The following is a 17,561-nucleotide window of genomic DNA, read 5'->3' as shown; positions in this document are numbered from 1 at the left end:
CCCACCCGGAAGGCTTGGATGTCCCGCACCTACGGTTTCCTGAGCACGTACCCGCCCACGCAGTGCGGACTGGCCACGTTCACCGCCGCCCTGCTGCACCACCTGACCGCGGTGACGCCGGGCAGCGAGGGACGGGTGGTCCGCGTCCTCTCCGAAGCGGACCACGAACCCGCGGTCGCGGAAGGGACCGCGGTGGCGCACCAGATGGCTCCCGGCGCGGTCGAGACCGCCGCCGAAGCGCTCAACGGCTGCGACGTGGTCGTGGTCCAGCACGAGTACGGGATCTACGCCGGTCGTGACGGCGAGGACGTGCTCGGCGTGCTCGCCCGGCTGAGGGTGCCTGTGATCGTCGTGCTGCACACGGTGCTCACGGCGCCCACGCCCGGCCAGCGCCAGGTGCTGGACGAGGTCGTCGGGCACGCCGACGCCGTGGTGACCATGTCCGAGGCCGCGCGCCGCCGACTCGTGGACGGCTACGCCGTCGAGCGGCCCGACGAGGTCGCCGTGATCCCGCACGGCGCGCTTCCCGTCGAGCCACCCGCTCGCCCACCGTCCACCGACAGGCCGTTGATCCTCACCTGGGGTCTGCTGGGGCGAGGCAAGGGCGTCGAGTGGGCCATCTCCGCGCTGGGTGCGCTGCGCGACCTGAAGCCGCGTTACCTGGTGGCCGGCCAGACCCACCCCAAGGTGCTGGCGCACGAGGGCGAGGACTACCGCAGGAACCTGCGCAACCGCGCCATCGCGTGCGGCGTCGCGGACCTGGTCGAGTTCGACCCGACCTACCGCGAGGTGGACTCGCTGGCGGAGCTGGTCGGCCGCGCCGACGTCGTCCTGCTCCCCTACGACTCGTCCGAGCAGGTCACCTCCGGCGTCCTGGTCGAAGCCCTGGCCGCTCGCAAACCGGTGGTCGCGACCGAGTTCCCGCACGCCGTCGAGCTGCTGGCGGACGGGGCCGGGCTGCTGGTGCCCCACCGCGACCCGGCCGCCATCGCCGCGGCGCTGCGGCGGGTGCTGACCGAACCGGGACTCGCGGCCGGGATGAGCCACCGCTCGGCGAGCCTCGCCCCCGCGCTGAGCTGGACCGCGGTCGCGAACCGGTACCGGGGCCTGGCGGATGACCTGCTCGCCGCCCGCGTCGTCGTGACCACGTGACCGGCCCGAGCTTCGCCCACCTGCTCCGGCTCAGCGACGACACGGGTCTGCACGAGCACGCCGACGGGCCGCTGCCCCGCAGGGAGCACGGCTACTGCCTGGACGACGTCGCGCGCGGCCTGGTCGTCCTGTGCCGCGAGCCGGAGCTGCCGGCCGACCTGGTCGTCCTGGTGGAGCGCTACCTCGCCTTCACCGCGCACGCGCAGACCGATGACGGGCGCTTCCACAACCGGCTCGGCCCCGACCGCGGGTGGCAGGACGAACCGGGGTGCGGCGACTGGTGGGGACGTGCGCTGTGGGGGCTGGGCACCGCGGCTGCCCGGTGCCCGGTGCCCTGGATCCGCACGGCCGCCCTGGCCCGTTTCGAGGCGAGTGCCCACCACCGGCCGCCGTCGGTGCGCTCGATGGCCTTCGCCGCGCTCGGCGCCGCCGAAGTGCTCGGCGCCCACCCCGACCACTCCCCCGCTGCCAAGCTGCTCGGTGACATCGCCTCGTACGTCGGCGAGCCCTCCGACGTGCCGGACTGGCCGTGGCCCGAACACCGGCTCTTCTACGCCAACGCCGTGCTGCCCGAGGCCCTGATCGCCGCGGGTCACCTCCTCGGGGACCGCACGATCCGCGACAACGGGCTGCGGCTGCTGGACTGGCTGCTGACCGTCGAGTCGCGCGACGGCCACATCTCGCCGACCCCGACCCGCGGTTGGCGCGTCGGCGAACCCCGTCCGGCGTTCGACCAGCAACCCATCGAGGTCGCGGCGCTCGCCGACGCCTGCGCCCGTGCGCACCGGGTGACCGGTGACCGGGCGTGGCTCACCGGTGTCCGCCGCGCGGTCGCGTGGTTCGACGGCGACAACGACGTCCGCGTGCCCCTGCACGACCCGGAGACCGGCGGCGGTCACGACGCGCTGGTGCCCGGTGGGCGCAACGGCAACCAGGGCGCCGAGTCGACCTTGGCGCTGATCTCCACGCTGCAACACGGCCGCACCCTGGTGGGGAGCGCCGGGTGAACGCCCTGGTCACCCGCACCTCGCTGCGACTTCGACCGGATTCCCGCCGGGTCATCACCAAGCTGTTCGTCCCGGGAGAGGAGCGGCCCGAGCACGAGTCGCGGTCCGCGGCCGTGATCCGGCGCGTGATGGCCTTGGACGAGGAGACCGTGTCCGCGGCGCTGACCCGCACGGTCCGCCTGTTCGAGGATCGGCACCGCGACGTCCGGGCGACCTTCGCCGACCACTTCGCGAGCGTCAGCCACCGCTTCCCGGCGGGCGTCGAGCTGTCCGAGTCCCGCCGACTGCTCATCGGCGCGTACTTCACGCACGAGTACGCCGTCGAGGGCGCCGCGCTGTGCAACCCCTCCATGGTCGCGCACCCGGACCAGGACGGGTTGGCGCCGGGGCACTTGAGGTTCGTGCTGAGCGTCCGCGGGATCGGCGAGGGCCACCTGTCGTCGATCGGCTTCCGGACCGGCGTGGTCGGACCCGGGGGCGCGATCACCGTCGAGCCACCCCCGGATGTCACCACCACGGGACTGCGCAGGGACTCGGTGCACGAGAAAGCCCTCTTCCTGGGCAAGCTCGCCGAGCTCGGCCACGACGACGAGGTCTCCGCCGTGCTGAACCGGTGGCTGCCCGCGCGGTTCACCGACGCCGAACTGGACGTGGTGCTGGCCGACCTGCACCCGCGGCTCGTCGCTCGCCAGGAGGCGCACCGGACCGTCGAGCTGATCCGGTGGATCGCCGCGTGCAACTACACCTCGGAGTTCCCCGGCGACACCGTCGTCAGCGGCCGGCTGCTCTGGCCGACCGGTCCGTCCGAGCGCCAGGGGATGGAGGACGCCAGGTTCGTGCGCTTCACCGACGACGGTGGTGGCCAGACCTATTACGCCACCTACACGGCGTTCGACGGCGCCGGTGTCGCGCCGCAGCTGTTGCAGACCGATGACTTCCGCACCTTCCGGGTCACGCAGATGACCGGTTCGGCCGCGCGCAACAAGGGTGTGGCGCTGTTCCCCAGGAAGATCGGGGGCCGGTTCGTCGCGCTGTCGCGCGGCGACGGGGAGAGCACGGCCGTGGTGAGTTCGGACGACATCGCGAAGTGGAACGAGCCGCGGCCCGTGGAGACGCCCGGCAAGGACTGGGACCTCGTCCAGGTCGGCAACTGCGGCTCGCCGATCGAGACCCCCGAGGGCTGGCTCGTGCTGACCCACGGGGTCGGCCCGATGCGGGTCTACTCGATGGGCGCGATGCTGCTCGACCTGGACCACCCCGAACGGGTGCTGGCGACCCTGCCCGAACCGCTGCTGCTGCCCGCCGCCGACGAGCGCGACGGCTACGTGCCCAACGTCGTCTACTCCTGCGGCGGCCTGCCGCACGGCGACACGCTGGTGATCCCCTACGGCGCGAGCGACTCGACCATCGGGCTGGCGACCACGTCCCTGCGCGGCCTGGTGGCCGCCTTGACCGGGTGCCGAGCCGAGTCCCGCTGACGAGCCGGCGCGCTTCCCGGCACAGCCGGGCTCCCCTTCCGCCGACACCGCGACCGCGGCGTCGCCTCACCCGGTCGGAGCGGTCAGAGCAACCGTGCGGTAGCAGGACAGTCGCATCACCGGTGACACTGGTGCAGCCAAGCCGACCAGGACGCGACGACGCGGAGGTGATTGCGACGATGGGGCTGAGGGAGCACGAGCAGCGCGCGTTGGCGCAGATCCAGCAGCAGTTGGCCGATGACGACCCCCGCTTCGCGGCGCGGCTCACCCGCGGGCGGGCGGTGTTGCGGGTTCCCAGGAGGGTGCTGCTCGGCGCGGTCCTGGTCGGGACCTACGTGCTCGGTCTGCTGGGCATCGTGGTCGGGACGGCCCTGTCGTCGCCGCTGCTGATCGCGCTCGGCGCTGTCGTCACCGCCGCGCTCCCCGTCAGGGTGGCGGCGCGGGCCTGGCGCGAACGACGGCCCTGAGAGGGCGGCTCGGGAAAGGGGTTCGCCCGGTCCGTGGAAGGCGGACCGGGCGAGTCGGGGGATCGTCGAACGGACGGCGAGGGGTTCTGGGAGTCGCGCGACGGGCGCGCAGTCAGCCGATCCAGACGATCCAGGGCCAGTCGGTGAGGTCGCCCTCCTGGTTCGGGGCGGTGGGGGTGGCGAGTGCGGCGAATGCGGTGAGGGACATGAAAACCATGGTGCGAAGTTCGCGCGCGCCGGACAATGGAATTGCCCAAAGCGGCAAATCGCGGTGTCAGGCTTGCCCCGCGCCCCTCCGGGCTGCCCCCCGCCGGGTGAAGCGCAGCGTGGCCACACCCAGCAGCAGCCCCCACAGCAGGAACCAGGGGTCCCAGACGAACAGGTGCCAGTAGAACGCCAGCGCGTCGTAGGACCCCGCCCGCGGCAGCACGCCGAGCGCGATCAGGGCCTGCGCGACGGTCAGGACACCGCCGTAGAGGACCAGGACGACCGTGGCGGTCCAGGACGCGGTGAGCAGCATCCAGCGCGGCACGCGGCGGCCCCACGGCTCGACCAGGGCGGGCCCCAGCAGGGCTCCGACCAGCTTGAGCACGACCGTGACCCACACGACGGCGATGAGCCGCGGGTCGCGGGCGCGGGCCAGTTCGGCGAGCGTGCCGCCGAGGGTGTCCAGACCGGCGGTGCCGCCGATCGCCCAGTAGGCGCTGACCGCGGCGTAGAGAGATCCGACGACGAACACCGCCCACCCCAGCCACCGGCCGCGTCGAATGGGCGCGGCGGTGCGCGTCATGGTCGTCTCCGTTCCGTTGATCTCGTCCGTACAGTCGTATCGACGTTCGACCTGCCGCGTCAAACCGGGTGGATCAGGTCACACCGCGGTGCGCGCGGTGGCGGCGAGCAGGTCGCGCCGGATGAGGCCGCTGCCGAAGCGGACCAGCAGCCAGTACGGGCGGAACGCGAGGCGGGTGGTGGCGTCGGTGCTGTGCACGCGGGTCTCGGTGGACAGCAGCGTGCCGTGCTCCCCGTCCGGGTCGAGGCGGAAGTTCATCACGACCTTGGTCCAGCCGGGCTCGTCGAACGCGGTGAACGCCGCGCCGTCGCCGCGCGGCAGGTCCGGCCGGCCCGGTGCGAGCCTGGTGTAGCGGGCCACGTCGGCGAGGACGATCTCGTGCGGCGGGTCGTCGAGCACCGGTTTCGGGGCGAACGAGGTGAGCGCGCGGGTGTCCGGCGGCGCCTGCACGCCGCGCAACCAGGCCACCGGGCCGCCGCGCAGGCGGACCAGGGCCATGGTCAGGGGCAGGTCGGACACCCGCAGGTCGACCAGCGCCGCCCAGACCCGCTCGGGCGGGGCGGCGACGCGGCGGGCGTGGTGCTCGCGGTGCTCCCAGGCGGGCAGCACGGTGTCGATCAGGTGGGTCATCGCTCGGCCGCCGGGGCGGGGGCGGCGGTCAGGGCCAGGCGGTCGTGGCGCCGCTCCACCGCGGGTGCGGGGGCGGCGGTCAGGGCCACGCGGTCGTAGCGCTGCTCGACGTGGTGCAGGGCGGTCAGCAGGGTGCTGCTGGTGACCGCGGTGGGCGGGCCGTCGGGGATCAGCGGCATCGCGCCCACCGACGACCAGCGCAGCCACCCGGCGCCGTCCACGTGGGCGCGGGAGCGGTTGGCGTTGTCCGGGTGCAGGCAGTAGGGCACGTCCAGCACACCGGTCTCGAACGCGCGCGCCAGCGCCTCGCCCACGTCCGGGTGCAGGTCGAGCACGGCCGCGACGAGCGTGCGCGCCTGGGCCTCGATCCCGGTGTCCGCGATCGGCGGACCGGTGCGGGAGGTGGCGCGGGCGGTGGCGGCGGCGTGCTCCAGGGACGCCACGTTCTCGGCGATCCTCGGGATGCGGTGCGCCTCGGCCGGCGTCTTCACGATCAGCCGCGCCGCCGAGCCGCGCACGGCCAGCCGGGTGGCGTCGGCGAGCAACGCCAGGGAGCCCGCTTCGGTTCGCGGGTGGACGCCCATGTAGGCGTAGAGCACCACGTGGTGGTCGACGTCGGGCAGCAGGTCCGCGGCCAGCCGGTGCAGGGCGCGCAGCGCTTCGGCGTCCTGCTCGGCGTTGGTCTGCTGGGTGAAGCTCAGCGACAGGCTGCGGATGCCGTGCGCGCGGAAGAACAGGCCCTCCAGCACGGTGAGCGCCACGAGCAGGCTGGGCGGGCACAGCTGGCCCATCATGCAGCCGCCGAAGCTCTCCAGGTGCGGTTCGCCCGGCGCGGCGGCGAACGCCTCGACGGCGCGCCGCCAGCCGGTGACGGAGTCGCGCAGCGGCGACCTCCCGTACGGCAGGCAGTAGGACACCGGGCCGCCCTCGGTGGCGTCCAGGCCGAGGCGGACCAGGGCGGTGACGATGTCGCCGGGCAGCGGGGAGCCGTGCCGGACCTGGACGGGGAAGCCGTGCGCCACCGCGTCGGACAGCACGTGCGCCGTGGTGGTCGGGTCGGTGGTGACGAGCGGGTACCCGTTGAGGGGCGTGCCCCGGGCCTCCGCCACCCTCAGCGCCTGGTAGTCGCCGATCCGGGTGTAGCTGTCGAGGGTGATCGTGCCGACGGCCGTGGCGCGGGCCCGGCGGGTGGCGACCAGGCCGGCGCGCATCCGCTCCGCGTCGCCGAAACCCATCCGGGGTTGGACGACGAGGTGCCCGGCGGCGTGCGCGTCCCGGACGAACGCGGCGAAACCGGTCACGTGGCAGCGCCTTCCAGTGCCCGCCGCTCACCGGCGGCGGTGACGAAGTGGGTGAACGCGCCCAGGTCGGAGCCCTCCGCGAAGACCGCGTCGAACCCGGCGTCGACCAGGTCGGCGACGCGGTCCAGGTCGGCGGCGCCCGCCACGCCGAGCTTGCCGCCGATGACGGCGGGCAGGCCGCGCAGCGCCGGTTCCGCGCGCAACTTGGCGATCAGGCGCTTGCCGTCGGCGTGGCCGTGGCCGTTGACGGTGCTGATGACGAGCAGGTCCGGCGCGTCCGCGAGGCAGTGCGCCAGGACCAGGTCGTCGGGCGCGCACGCGCCCAGGTTGACCACCTCGTGCCCCTGCTCCTCCAGCAGCAGCTGGAGGAACACCAGGTTCCAGGTGTGCGAGTCGGAGGACACGCTGCTCAGCAGCACGCGCCGTCCACCAAAGCGGTCGAGCATCGCTCCTCCTACAGCGGGATGTTGCCGTGCGCGCCGCGGCCGGCGGGGGCCGCGGCGAGGGCCCGGGCCAGTGCCCGGCGGGTTCGGGTGGGGTCGACGACCTCGTCCACGACGCCGATCGCGATCGCCCGGTCCACGCCGCCGGCGATCCGCTCGTGCTCCCGCACCAACTCGGCGTGCAGCGCCTCGCGCTCCTCGTCGGGCACGGCCGCGAGCTTCCTGCGGTGCAGGATGCCCACCGCGGCCCCCGCACCCATCACGGCCACCTCCGCCTCCGGCCACGCGAACACCGCCGTGGCGCCCAGCGACCGCGAGTTCATCGCGATGTAGGCCCCGCCGTAGGACTTGCGCGTCACCAGCGTCACCCGCGGCACGACGGCCTCGCCGAAGGCGTGCAGCAGCTTCGCGCCCCGCCGCACCACCCCGTCCCACTCCTGCCCCACCCCGGGCAGATACCCCGGCACGTCCACCAGCACCAGCAACGGCACCCCGAACGCGTCGCACATCCGCACGAACCGCGCCGCCTTCTCCGCCGACAACGAGTCCAGGCAGCCGCCCTTGCGGATCGGGTTGTTCGCGATCACCCCCACCGCGCGCCCGCCCAACCGGCCCAGGCCGACCACGACGTTGGGCGCCCACCGCGCCTGCAACTCCTCCAACGAGTCCTCGTCCAGGATCGCCCGCACCAGCGGCTTGACGTCGTAGGCCCGCCGCGGCCGGTCCGGCAGCAACGCCCGCAGGTCCTCCCCGTCGGGCACCGACTGCAGGTCGAACACCCCCGGCCGGGCGAACAGCCCGGTGATCCGCCGCGCCCGCAGGTAGGCGTCGGGCTCGTCCTCGGCCACCACGTGCACCACACCGGACCTGCGCCCGTGCGCCTCCGCCCCGCCCAGACCGTCCATGTCGATCCGCTCGCCGGTCACCGACCGCACCACGTCCGGCCCGGTCACGAACACCTTCCCGGCCGGGGCCATCACGACCACGTCGGTCAACGCCGGCCCGTACGCGCCGCCGCCGGCGGCGGCGGGGCCGACCACGACCGAGACCTGCGGCACCCGCCCCGAGGCCCGGATCATCGCCGCGAACATCCGGCCCATGCCGTCCAGCGACTCCACCCCCTCCGGCAGCCTCGCGCCGCCGGAGTGCCACACCCCGATCACCGGGACGCGCTCACGCACCGCGGTGTCGATCGCCTCCACGATGTGCCCACACCCCTGTGACCCCAACGCGCCACCCATCCGCGTGGCATCACTGCAGTAGGCCACGACCCTCGCGCCGTCGATGCGTCCCCGCACCGCGAACATGCCGCTGTCGTCACGCGGACGCAGCGGCACGATCGAACCGGGGTCGAGCAGCTGCGCCAACCGGAACTCCGGATCGCGCGGATCGGGTGGGACGGCGGGCAGTTCCGTGGGACGTTCCGCGAGCACGGTCATGGTCGCTCCTGGGTAGGCGGTCGGGGTGGGCGGTCAGCCGCAGCCGCCCGCGGTGTCGTGGTCGAGCCCTCCCACGCGCTCCAGCACGGGTGCGGGCAGGTCGTCCAGCACCGCGGCGGGCACGAGCTGGTCGGCGAGCGTGGGCAGCAGGGCGTCCAGGTAGTCGTCCACCCGGTCCAGGCCCCAGAAGCGGTGCCGCCCGACCTTGAAGTAGGGGATGCCGAAGACGTCGTCCTTCCACGCCTGCTCCATGGCGTCCAGCCCCTCGGCGCGGATGGCGGGGTCGTGCGCGGCCGTCACCAGCGGCTCCGGGTCGAGGCCCGCGTCGGACAGCACGCGGCGCAGCACGTCGGCGTCGCAGATGTTCTCGCCGCGCCCCCACCGGGCGCCGGTCACCGCGTCGTAGAACACGCGGTCCTGACCGAGGTGGCGCGCCTTGAGCCAGCCCAGGTGCGGCAGCTCCCACCAGGGGTCGACGTCGACCGGCCACGTCATGGAGTAGCCGAAGCGCGCGGTGAGCCGCTTGGTGTCCTGGAGGATGTACAGGTGCTTGGCCTTGCTCATCTGCACGTAGTGGTAGCCCGCGCCGCGCTCCTCAAGGCCGCGCACCGTCTCCGCGTCCGGGTCCCAGTAGGGGACGAACTCGATGATCTCGCGGGCCTGCGGCAGGCGCTCCTCCAGCCGGCGCAGGGACATCCAGCTGAACGGGCTGCGCAGGTTGAAGTACAGGCGCGGTGGCTTGCGGGCCATCAGCGGTCACCGCCCAGCAGGGCGGCGCGGGTCTCGGGGTCGAACTCGGCCAGCGACCCGGCGTTCTCACCGCGGCTGACCGCGTAGCCGTGCACGATGGACGCGGTGGCGGTGTGCACCAGGGTGTCGCCACGCCGCACGTAGGTGTCCATGCGCGCGGTGTACATGACGTCCTTGAGGATTTCCTCCACGGTGAAGACGGTGTGCAGCGTCTCCTCCATGTGCGCGTCGGCCAGCAACCGCACGCGGGCGCGCGACACGACGGGGATCCAGCCGCGCTCGTCGAGCAGCTTGCCGATGCCCAGGCCGCGCTCGTGCAGGAAGCGGTCCACCACCTCCTCCAGCGCCCGGGTGTAGCCGGAGTGCTGGAACCGCAGGGAGAAGTGGCAGTAGAAGTACGGGATGCGCCAGGACCACAGGAAGGCGTTGGAGCCCGCCGGGGTGAGCACGTCGGCGACCCCGCCGGCGCACTCGACGTCGCGGCGCACGGACGCGGCGCTCTCCAGCTCGGCCACCTCGGAGACCACGAACGGCACCAGCTCGACCGGCACCGGCTCGTGGCCGGGCGCGTCCTTCTCCGCCACCAGGGCGATCCGGACCTTGCCGGTCAGCACGGTGACGTCGCGGTCGTCGCGCCGGACGCCCAGCCGCACGGTGAACGCGGCGCCGTGGCCCGGCTTGGCCTTGGCGGGCACGACGGTCGCGGTGACCTCGTCGTCCACCAGCAGGGTGGCCGGGAGCTGGATGGAGGTCTCCACGAACTCGATGCCCAGCCCGTGCCGGTGGTACAGCGCGTCGGGGCCGATCCCGCGGTCGCGGAAGTGCTGCAGCACGGCCTCTTCGAGCAGGTAGGTGAAGTGCTTGAAGCCGATCCAGGTGCGGATGTTCGCGCCTTCGTAGCGGGGGCGGCCCACGTAGGTGGTGGGGCCCGCGTCGAGCGTCGCGGTCATGGGAGCTTCCTTCAGGTGCTGGCGCCGACGGGAGTGCGGCGGGACGGGTCGAGGAACGCGTCGAGCTCGGCCGCGACGTCGGCGGCCTGCTCCACGTGGCAGAAGTGCGAGTAGTGGGACCGGGTGCGCAGGCGGGCGGCGGGCAGCGCGCGGGACAGGGCGGTGGCGCGCTCACCGCGCAGGCACTCGTCGTCCTCGCCGACGAGCACCAGCACCGGTGTGGTCACCGCGGCCAGCGGCAGGTCGGTGGTGGCGACGAAGCTGCGGAAGAACGCGCCGAACCCGACCGGGCCGATGCGGTCGACCACGGTGCCCGCCATCGCGTCGAGCAGGTCGTCGCCCAGCCGGTCGGCCCGGTCGCCCAGCCGCAGCCGCAAGCCCGAAGCCATCACGCGGCGCACGCCGGCGAGGGCGTTCTCGTGCAGCTCCCAGTCGACGGTCAGGGTGGGCGGTCGGAAGAACGGCGCCAGCAGGGCGACGGCGCTCACCGCGCCGGGCAGCCCGTCGTGGGCGAGCAGTTCGAGGACGGCGTTGGCGCCGAAGGAGTGCGCGACCACGGCGGTCGGCTCCTCGGGCAGGTGGGCGAGCACGTCGCGCAGCACCGCGCCGGGTGTGCCGTCGTGGCACCAGCCGTGCGCGCTGCCCGCCCGCCACGGCAGGTCGAGGGCGTAGCAGGTGCGGTCCCCGGCCAGGCCGTCGACCAGCGGCAGCCAGCCCGTCCAGGTGTCCTCCAGGCCGTGCGCGAGGACCACGGGCGAACCCGTGCCGGGCCGTCGCCACGCTGTCGCCGCCCCGGCGGTGATCGGCTGCCAGTCGTCCCGCGCGCTCATCGGCCCGCCGCTCCCCCGGTGGTCAGGCGCACGGCGGCGTAGCCGTCGGCGTCGCCGCCGCACACCACGCCGGCGGCCGTGCCCGCGGCGGACCGCAGCCAGGCCGCGGCCAGCGCCACCTGGAGCACGCCGCGCGCGCCCGAGGTCGGGCCGACCAGGTCGTCGGCGCCCGCCGCGTCCAGCAGCAGGTCGTCGACCGCGGCGGTGCGGGCCACCCGGCCGAGCCGGACGCCGTCCTGCCCCCGGTCGGGTTCGAGCACGACGCACGCGGCCAGGGCGCGCAGCGGTCCGGCCAGCGCGGTGGCGACGTCGTCGTCGGGTTCGACGCCGACGACCACCACCCGGTCGGCCCGCCCCGCGCGCACGGTCAGCGCGGCGAGGGAGATCGCGTCCAGGCCGGAGGTCTCGCCCGAGCACACCGTCAGGTTCGGGCCGGTGAAGCCCCACCGGATGGCGATGGTGCTGGCCACGACGTTGCTGGAGGCGTTGGGGCTGCGCAGCGGGCTGACGTCGTGGCCGGAACCGGCGCGCTGCTCGCGGACGATGTCGGCGACGGTGGCGACGTTGCCGTAGTTCGAGCTGACCACGACGCCGGTCCGGTCCGCGCCCGGCAGGGGGAGCTGCGGCTTGCCGTCGGGCAGGCCCAGCGCCCGGTGCACGGCGCACAGCGCCAGCCGGGTGGACGGCTCCTTGTAGAGCAGGCCCTTGCGGCCCAGCAGCGCGTGCGCCTGGTCGGCCGCCACCGCCGGACCGCCGGCCAGCAGGCCGAGCAGCGGGTCGTCGACCCCGGGTCCGGGCAGGTGCACCGACTGCGCGGTCACCAGCACTTCGGCGGTCACGGGGTCACCTCCAGCACGCACACGGCGTTGACGCCGCCGAAGCCGAACGCGTCCACCTGCACCACGGTCGGCCCGGTGATCGGCTCGGCCTCGCCGACGACCAGGCGCAGGCCCGCGGCCTCGTCGATCGGCTCGACCAGACCGGTGACCGGCGGCACGAGACCTTCGCGCACGGCCCGCGCCGCGAGCACCAGGCTCATCAGCGCCGCCGCGCCCGAGGTGTGGCCGATCCCGCCCTTGACGCCGGTGACCAGCGGTCGGGCCGCGCCGAAGACCTCGGTCAGCGCCGCCGCCTCGGTCGGGTCGTTCAGCGCCGTGCCGGTGCCGTGCGCCAGCACCAGACCGATCCGGTCCGGGGTGACGCCGGCGCGGTCGTGCGCGTCGCGCATGGCCGCGACGATGCCCCGCACGTCCGGCGCGGTCTCGTGGAACGCGTCGCAGGACAGGCCGACGCCGAGCACGGTGGGGCCGTCGCCGGAGCGCTCCAGCACCACGGCCGCCGCGCCCTCGCCGAGCAGGACGCCCGTGCGGTCCCGGTCGAACGGCCGCACGGAGGTCGTCGGGGCGTCCGCGACGCGGCCGATCATGGTCAGCATGCTCTCCGCGGTGGCGTCGCAGCCGGCGACCACCACCGCGTCCGCCTCGTCGGCGGCCAGCAGGTCCTCGGCCAGCGCCAGCGCGTGCCCGGACGCCGAGCACGCGTTGGCCACCGTGATCACCTCGGCGACGCCGGGCAGGGCCGCCCGCACCGCCGCGGCGAAGTGCAGTTCTTCCGGCGCCACCGGCACGTCGTCCGCGGTCGCCCGTTCGACCGAGCGCAGCTCGCGCAGGCCGGTGCCGACGATCGCGGTGACGCGGCGGCCGGCGGTGTCGAGCCCGGCCTGCGCCGCCGCGGCGGCCACGCACTCGGCCAGCCACCCGGCGGCGCGGCGCGGGCGCTCCTCGTCACCGTCGTCGATCTGGTAGCCGTGGGTGACGTTGAGCTTGGCGGTGTCGTGGAAGCGCAGCGGTGACACCCCGCTCACGCCCTCCGCCAACGCCTTGAACGTGGTGGTCGTGTCGCCGAGGCAGGTTCGGATCTCGGCGCCGGTGATCGTGCTAGGCACGGGAGTACCCCCGCACCACGGCCGCGCCCACCGCGCCGTCCGCCGACACCGAGGTGACGACGCCGACCCGGCCGTCCAGGGCGCGGTCGTCCCGGTGGTGGGACAGCAGCGCGGCCAGCTGGAGGGCGCCCGAGGCCGCCTGGCACTCGCCGGTCAGCTCCTTGACGCGCACCCGACGGGCGGCGCCGCCGAACACCGCGGCCACCCCGCGCGCCTCGACCTCGTCGAGCGGTTGCGCGCCGGTCTCGCCGGTGGCCACGGCCCACACCTCGTCCGCCGCGACACCGGCCCGCTCCAGGGCGCGGGCGATCGTGGTCGCCAGGCCCTCGCCCGCGTCGGGCAGCTGCCCGGTGGGCGCGTAGTAGCCGATCTCCACCGCCAGCACCTCGGCGTCGGGGGTGCGACCGGCCGCGCGGGCCACGTCCGGGTTCTCCGCGACGAACACCGCCGAGCCCTCGCCGACCGGCACCTGCACGCCGAGCTGCCGGTGCAGGTGGTGCGCGCTCCACGCGGTGTGCGGGCTGAACTCCTCCACCGCGCCGACCAGCGCGCCGTCCACGTACCCGCGCCGCACCAGGTTCCTGGTGTAGCGCAGGGCGTTGAGGCCGGCGAGCTGGCCGCCCGCGACGGTGGCGTTGACGCCCTTGAGCTTGTGCCAGATCGCCGACTGGCCGGCCGCGCAGTTCATCACCGTGTTGGGGAACAGCATGGGGTTGACCAGGTAGGGCTTGTCCTGCACCAGCGTCTCGCGGCTGTAGTCGCTGGTCGCCTTCAGGCTGCCCGCGGTGGTGCCGAGCACGATGCCGACGCGGTCGCGGTTGGCGTCGTCCACGACCAGGCCGGTGTCGTTCAGCGCCAGCTCGCAGCCGATCAGCGCGAGCGAGGTGCTGCGGTCCAGGAACGAGGTGCCCTTGCGGCCGAGGTGGTCGCGGGCGTGGAAGCCCACCAGGGCGCACGCCTTGGACGTCGGCAGCTGCTCGTCGAAGGCGCCCTCGACGTCGACCAGCCCGGAGCGGCCCTCGCGGACCGCGGCGGCGAACTCGTCGGCGCCGAACCCGGTCGAGGTCAGCACTCCCCAGCCGGTGATGGCCAGCGTGTCCGGTGCGGTGCTCATGCCACCCGTCCCAGGATCGTGATGGCGTTGTTGCCACCGAAGGCGAATCCGTTGTTCTGCACGACGTCCAGCCGCGCGATCCGGGCCTTGTTCGGCACGGGGTCGATGCCCACCAGGTCCGGGTCGGGCGTGGTGTGGTTGGTCGTCGGCGGCATGAAGCCCTGGTCGATGCCCAGGGCCGAGGCGATGGCGCCGAAGCCGCTGGCCGCGCCCATGGTGTGGCCCAGCATCGACTTGATGGAGCTGATCGGCGGCGGGGTGTCGCCGAAGACGTCCAGCACCGCCCTGGACTCGACCGCGTCGTTGGCCGGGGTCCCCGTGCCGTGGGCGCAGATGTAGTCCACCTGGGAGGCGTCGATGCCCGCGTTGCGGTGGGCGCGGCGCATGCACTCGGCGATGCTGTCCGCGTCCGGCGCGACCATGTGGTTGGCGTCGCAGTTGAGGCCGTAGCCCAGCACCTCGGCGTAGACGTGCGCGCCGCGGGACTCGGCCGACTCCAGGGTCTCCAGGAACAGCGCCGCGCCGCCCTCGCCGGTCAGGATGCCCGACCGGTTGGCGTCGAACGGGCTGCACGCGTGCTCGGTGAGGGCGCCCAGGCGGTAGAACCCGGCGTGCGCCCAGCGGCACACCGAGTCCGCGCCGCCCGCGATCATGTAGTCCGCGTCGCCCATCGCGATCTGGTCGTAGGCGTAGCCCAGCGCGTAGTTGCTGGCCGAGCACGCGGTGGACAGGGTCATCGCCTCGCCGGTCAGGCCCAGCTCGCGGTTGACGGCGACCGCCAGCCGCGACGCCGGGGCCTGCCGGACGAGGTCGGGTCGCAGCGAGGACAGGCCGCCGTCGACCCACTGGGCGGTGAGCTGTTCGACCACCTGCGACTCGCCGCTGGTGGTGCCGATGCTGGAACCGGCCCGGGACCGCGCGAGCACCGCCGGGTCGAGGCCGGAGTCCTCCACCGCGAGCCGGCCCGCCGCGGCGGCGAACAGGCTCGTGCGCCCCCACTCGTCCGGGGACAGCGAGCGCACCATGGTCCCCGGGTCGAAGTCGGGCACCTCCCCCGCCATGCGGTGGGGGAAGCCCGAGGCGTCGAAGCTGGAGATCGGGGAGATGCCGCTGCGGCCCTCGCGCAGGGCGGCGCCGAAGTCCTCGGCGCCGATGCCCACGCTCGACACCGGGCCGAGGCCCGTGATCACGACACGGCGCGACACGGTCAGTCCTGCCAGTCGGCGTACTGCGCGAGCACGTCGTACACGGCGCGGAGGTTGCCCATGTTCGGCAGCTCGCTCTGCGGGATGTCGACCTTGTACTGCTTCTCGATGCGGGCCAGGATCTCGATGGCGCGCAGCGAGTCCGCGTCGTGCTCCTCGACGAAGTCGCTGGTCTCGGTGACCTCCTCGGGCTCGATCTCCAGCACCTCGGCGACGATCTCGCGGAGGTCGTCGAGCCGCTGCTGCTCGGTGGTCAGTGCCTGGGTCATGTCGTCGCTCCTGGGAGTGGGTGTGCGCCATCGCCCGACGGGGTCGCCGGGGAGGACTTGGGGGGTGGTGCTAGAGGGCGTCCGGCTCGCGGATCACGGCCAGCACGGAGCCGACCGAGGCGATGAGCCGGTCGCCCGCGCGGACCTCGCCGGTCATGAAGGCGTTGGGCCCCTTGGCCGAGTCGATCCGGACGGTGTGGGTCAGCACGTCGCCGGGGTGCGCGCGGTCGTGCACCACGACGTGGCGGGCCGCGCCGAAGATCAGGGTGCCGGGGTGGCGCTCGGCGTCGGGCGTGCCGACCAGCCACAGGATCGCGCCCGCCTGGCCGAACGACTCCACGACCAGCGGCACGGGGAAGGCGTAGGCGGCGGACGGCGCGTCCTCGGCGATGCCCGCGAAGCAGGGCTCCGAGCCGGAGATCGCCTTGGTGGCGGTGATGCGCTCGCCGGGGACCAGTTCCAGCACCTGGTCGACCAGCAGCACCGGGTGCCGGTGCGGCAGCACGCGCCTGATCTCGGCGTGCCCCATCAGGGGCCGGGTCAGCTGGGCGGTCACGCCTGGCCCCTCTCGGTGGTCGGTGCGTCGGAGGTGACGCGGACGTCCAGGGTCATCCGGGCGGCGACCACGTCGTCCGCCCGCAGGCACACGGCCTTGACCCGCACGAGGTCCTGGTCGGGCGACGGGACGCGGTCGGCGCGCACGGTGAGCGCGTCACCGGGCAGCAGCGGCGCGTTGAGCCGGACCGAGACGATGGCGGCGATCTCGGCGCGGGCGTGGTCCCCGCGCTCGGCGGACACCATCGCCCGCACCGCCTGGTGCACCGACTCGATGGTGAACACCCCGGGGTAGATGGCGAAGTCCGGGTAGTGCCCGGCCAGGTAGGGGTCGTCGGCGACGACGCGCTTCTCGGCCCGGACCCCGCCGGGGGTCGGCTCGACCTGGTCCACCGCGGTCAGCGGTGCGGCGTGCGTGCGGTTCACTGCTGGCTCCTGGTGGGTGCGCCGGGTCAGATGACGATGCCGCCGTCGACCTGGAGGACCTGGCCGGTGATGTACCCGGCCCGGTCCGACACCAGGAACGACACGAGGTCGGCCACGTCGGACGCCTCGCCGAAGCGGCGCAGCGGGATCAGCTTCTTCGCCTTGTCGCGCACCTTGTCCGGCAGCGCGGCGGTCATGTCGGTGTCGATGAAGCCGGGCGCGACCACGTTCACCCGCACCCCGTAGGGCGCCAGCTCCTTGGCCAGCGCCTTGCTCATCCCGTTGATGCCCGCCTTCGCGGCGGAGTAGTTGGTCTGGCTCGCCTGCCCGTACACCCCGGCCACCGACGACAGGTTCACGATGACGCCCTCGCGGCGCTTCATGAACCGGAACGCCACCGTGCGGCAGAAGTTGAAGGTGCCGGTGAGGTTGGTGTCCACGACCGCGTTCCAGTCCTGCAGCGGCATCAGGACCATGGGGTTGTCCCGCACGATCCCGGCCGAGTTCACCAGCGCGGCGACCTCGCCGAGCTGGCCCTCGGCGGCCTTGACGAACGCCTCGACGGCGTCGGCGTCGGCCACGTCGCACGGCGCGTGGTAGACCGCCGCGCCGCGCTCCTTCAGCTCCGCCTCGGTGGCCGCCGCGGCCTCGATGTCACCGCGGTAGCAGAACGCGATGTCGTACCCGTCCTCGGCCAGGGCGAGGGCGGTGGCGCGGCCGATGCCGCGCGAACCACCGCTGACGATGGCGCTTCGCTTCACAGACATGGGGGTTCTCCGTCGCCGTGACCGGGTGTCGGGGTGATCGGGC

20 protein-coding genes are annotated in these 17,561 nt (G+C 73.9%); 4 read left to right on the top strand and 16 right to left on the bottom strand.

Features of this window, described 5'->3' with window-relative positions; genetic code table 11:
• The first annotated feature begins 18 nt into the window (after window positions 1-18).
• The 4 genes from AB0F89_RS23345 (at window position 19) to AB0F89_RS23330 (ending at window position 4,104) form a co-directional block, all read left to right on the top strand.
• A complete protein-coding gene (locus AB0F89_RS23345) occupies window positions 19-1,152 on the top strand; it encodes a glycosyltransferase (RefSeq protein WP_367127691.1) in 1,134 nt (377 codons plus the stop codon).
• Complete coding sequence (locus AB0F89_RS23340) at window positions 1,149-2,159, top strand: hypothetical protein (RefSeq protein ID WP_367127690.1); 1,011 nt, start codon at window positions 1,149-1,151, stop codon at window positions 2,157-2,159. Before AB0F89_RS23345 ends, AB0F89_RS23340 begins: the two co-directional genes overlap by 4 nt.
• The gene (locus AB0F89_RS23335; RefSeq protein WP_367127689.1) at window positions 2,156-3,637 is read left to right on the top strand and encodes a glycoside hydrolase family 130 protein; all 1,482 of its coding nucleotides are present in this window, start codon (window positions 2,156-2,158) and stop codon (window positions 3,635-3,637) included. The genes AB0F89_RS23340 and AB0F89_RS23335 overlap by 4 nt, the downstream gene beginning before the upstream one ends.
• A 179-nt stretch (window positions 3,638-3,816) precedes the next feature.
• Window positions 3,817-4,104: a DUF3040 domain-containing protein gene (locus AB0F89_RS23330; protein ID WP_367127688.1), complete on the top strand. Its 288-nt coding sequence runs from the start codon at window positions 3,817-3,819 to the stop codon at window positions 4,102-4,104.
• Window positions 4,105-4,378: 274 nt separating this feature from the next.
• Here the strand turns inward: AB0F89_RS23330 and AB0F89_RS23325 are convergent, their stop codons facing one another.
• From AB0F89_RS23325 to fabG, 16 genes are all read right to left on the bottom strand, one after another.
• Complete coding sequence (locus AB0F89_RS23325; RefSeq protein ID WP_367127687.1) at window positions 4,379-4,894, bottom strand: DUF3995 domain-containing protein; 516 nt, start codon at window positions 4,892-4,894, stop codon at window positions 4,379-4,381.
• Between the two features lie 78 nt (window positions 4,895-4,972).
• Entirely contained in the window at window positions 4,973-5,524 is a 552-nt protein-coding gene (locus AB0F89_RS23320; protein ID WP_367127686.1) for a hypothetical protein, read from the bottom strand.
• A complete protein-coding gene (locus tag AB0F89_RS23315; RefSeq protein ID WP_367127685.1) occupies window positions 5,521-6,825 on the bottom strand; it encodes a methylaspartate mutase in 1,305 nt (434 codons plus the stop codon). Before AB0F89_RS23315 ends, AB0F89_RS23320 begins: the two co-directional genes overlap by 4 nt.
• Window positions 6,822-7,271 carry a cobalamin B12-binding domain-containing protein gene (locus AB0F89_RS23310; protein ID WP_367127683.1) on the bottom strand — a complete coding sequence of 150 codons (450 nt, stop codon included), beginning with the start codon at window positions 7,269-7,271 and terminating at the stop codon, window positions 6,822-6,824. Before AB0F89_RS23310 ends, AB0F89_RS23315 begins: the two co-directional genes overlap by 4 nt.
• Before the next feature lie 8 nt (window positions 7,272-7,279).
• The gene (locus tag AB0F89_RS23305) at window positions 7,280-8,707 is read right to left on the bottom strand and encodes an acyl-CoA carboxylase subunit beta (RefSeq protein ID WP_367127682.1); all 1,428 of its coding nucleotides are present in this window, start codon (window positions 8,705-8,707) and stop codon (window positions 7,280-7,282) included.
• 33 nt (window positions 8,708-8,740) lie between these two features.
• Window positions 8,741-9,457 (bottom strand): 2-hydroxychromene-2-carboxylate isomerase, encoded by a 717-nt coding sequence (locus AB0F89_RS23300; protein ID WP_367127681.1) that lies wholly within the window; start codon window positions 9,455-9,457, stop codon window positions 8,741-8,743.
• A complete protein-coding gene (locus AB0F89_RS23295; RefSeq protein WP_367127680.1) occupies window positions 9,457-10,407 on the bottom strand; it encodes a thioesterase family protein in 951 nt (316 codons plus the stop codon). Before AB0F89_RS23295 ends, AB0F89_RS23300 begins: the two co-directional genes overlap by 1 nt.
• Window positions 10,408-10,418: 11 nt before the next feature.
• Window positions 10,419-11,237, bottom strand: coding sequence for an alpha/beta fold hydrolase (locus AB0F89_RS23290; RefSeq protein ID WP_367127679.1), 819 nt, complete (start codon window positions 11,235-11,237; stop codon window positions 10,419-10,421).
• On the bottom strand, window positions 11,234-12,076 hold the full coding sequence (locus AB0F89_RS23285; protein WP_367127677.1) for a beta-ketoacyl synthase N-terminal-like domain-containing protein: 843 nt from the start codon (window positions 12,074-12,076) through the stop codon (window positions 11,234-11,236). The genes AB0F89_RS23290 and AB0F89_RS23285 overlap by 4 nt, the downstream gene beginning before the upstream one ends.
• On the bottom strand, window positions 12,073-13,182 hold the full coding sequence (locus AB0F89_RS23280; RefSeq protein WP_367127676.1) for a beta-ketoacyl synthase N-terminal-like domain-containing protein: 1,110 nt from the start codon (window positions 13,180-13,182) through the stop codon (window positions 12,073-12,075). Before AB0F89_RS23280 ends, AB0F89_RS23285 begins: the two co-directional genes overlap by 4 nt.
• Window positions 13,175-14,296: a beta-ketoacyl synthase N-terminal-like domain-containing protein gene (locus tag AB0F89_RS23275; RefSeq protein WP_367127675.1), complete on the bottom strand. Its 1,122-nt coding sequence runs from the start codon at window positions 14,294-14,296 to the stop codon at window positions 13,175-13,177. The genes AB0F89_RS23280 and AB0F89_RS23275 overlap by 8 nt, the downstream gene beginning before the upstream one ends.
• Window positions 14,293-15,501 (bottom strand): beta-ketoacyl synthase, encoded by a 1,209-nt coding sequence (locus tag AB0F89_RS23270; RefSeq protein WP_367127674.1) that lies wholly within the window; start codon window positions 15,499-15,501, stop codon window positions 14,293-14,295. Before AB0F89_RS23270 ends, AB0F89_RS23275 begins: the two co-directional genes overlap by 4 nt.
• 2 nt (window positions 15,502-15,503) lie before the next feature.
• On the bottom strand, window positions 15,504-15,770 hold the full coding sequence (locus tag AB0F89_RS23265; RefSeq protein ID WP_367127673.1) for an acyl carrier protein: 267 nt from the start codon (window positions 15,768-15,770) through the stop codon (window positions 15,504-15,506).
• Window positions 15,771-15,840: 70 nt separating this feature from the next.
• Window positions 15,841-16,326 carry a 3-hydroxyacyl-ACP dehydratase FabZ family protein gene (locus AB0F89_RS23260; RefSeq protein WP_367127672.1) on the bottom strand — a complete coding sequence of 162 codons (486 nt, stop codon included), beginning with the start codon at window positions 16,324-16,326 and terminating at the stop codon, window positions 15,841-15,843.
• Window positions 16,323-16,751, bottom strand: coding sequence for a 3-hydroxyacyl-ACP dehydratase FabZ family protein (locus AB0F89_RS23255; RefSeq protein WP_367127671.1), 429 nt, complete (start codon window positions 16,749-16,751; stop codon window positions 16,323-16,325). Before AB0F89_RS23255 ends, AB0F89_RS23260 begins: the two co-directional genes overlap by 4 nt.
• A gap of 26 nt (window positions 16,752-16,777) precedes the next feature.
• Window positions 16,778-17,518: a 3-oxoacyl-[acyl-carrier-protein] reductase gene (fabG, locus tag AB0F89_RS23250; RefSeq protein ID WP_367127670.1), complete on the bottom strand. Its 741-nt coding sequence runs from the start codon at window positions 17,516-17,518 to the stop codon at window positions 16,778-16,780.
• Between the last annotated feature and the right edge of the window lie 43 nt (window positions 17,519-17,561).

The sequence above is a fragment of the Saccharothrix sp. HUAS TT1 genome, assembly GCF_040744945.1.
Lineage (GTDB): Bacteria > Actinomycetota > Actinomycetes > Mycobacteriales > Pseudonocardiaceae > Actinosynnema.
Note: the sequence above shows the minus strand (reverse complement) of the source record. Positions and strands in the feature narration are given on the sequence as shown.

What these genes read in the sequence shown, in the direction of transcription:
- AB0F89_RS23345 (WP_367127691.1), top strand. Translation starts at nt 19, where the DNA reads ATGTCCCGCACCTACGGTTTCCTGAGCACGTACCCGCCCACGCAGTGC.
- AB0F89_RS23330 (WP_367127688.1), top strand. Translation starts at nt 3,817, where the DNA reads ATGGGGCTGAGGGAGCACGAGCAGCGCGCGTTGGCGCAGATCCAGCAG.
- AB0F89_RS23325 (WP_367127687.1), bottom strand. Translation starts at nt 4,894, where the DNA reads ATGACGCGCACCGCCGCGCCCATTCGACGCGGCCGGTGGCTGGGGTGG.
- AB0F89_RS23320 (WP_367127686.1), bottom strand. Translation starts at nt 5,524, where the DNA reads ATGACCCACCTGATCGACACCGTGCTGCCCGCCTGGGAGCACCGCGAG.
- AB0F89_RS23310 (WP_367127683.1), bottom strand. Translation starts at nt 7,271, where the DNA reads ATGCTCGACCGCTTTGGTGGACGGCGCGTGCTGCTGAGCAGCGTGTCC.
- AB0F89_RS23305 (WP_367127682.1), bottom strand. Translation starts at nt 8,707, where the DNA reads ATGACCGTGCTCGCGGAACGTCCCACGGAACTGCCCGCCGTCCCACCC.
- AB0F89_RS23300 (WP_367127681.1), bottom strand. Translation starts at nt 9,457, where the DNA reads ATGGCCCGCAAGCCACCGCGCCTGTACTTCAACCTGCGCAGCCCGTTC.
- AB0F89_RS23295 (WP_367127680.1), bottom strand. Translation starts at nt 10,407, where the DNA reads ATGACCGCGACGCTCGACGCGGGCCCCACCACCTACGTGGGCCGCCCC.
- AB0F89_RS23290 (WP_367127679.1), bottom strand. Translation starts at nt 11,237, where the DNA reads ATGAGCGCGCGGGACGACTGGCAGCCGATCACCGCCGGGGCGGCGACA.
- AB0F89_RS23275 (WP_367127675.1), bottom strand. Translation starts at nt 14,296, where the DNA reads ATGAGCACCGCACCGGACACGCTGGCCATCACCGGCTGGGGAGTGCTG.
- AB0F89_RS23265 (WP_367127673.1), bottom strand. Translation starts at nt 15,770, where the DNA reads ATGACCCAGGCACTGACCACCGAGCAGCAGCGGCTCGACGACCTCCGC.
- fabG (WP_367127670.1), bottom strand. Translation starts at nt 17,518, where the DNA reads ATGTCTGTGAAGCGAAGCGCCATCGTCAGCGGTGGTTCGCGCGGCATC.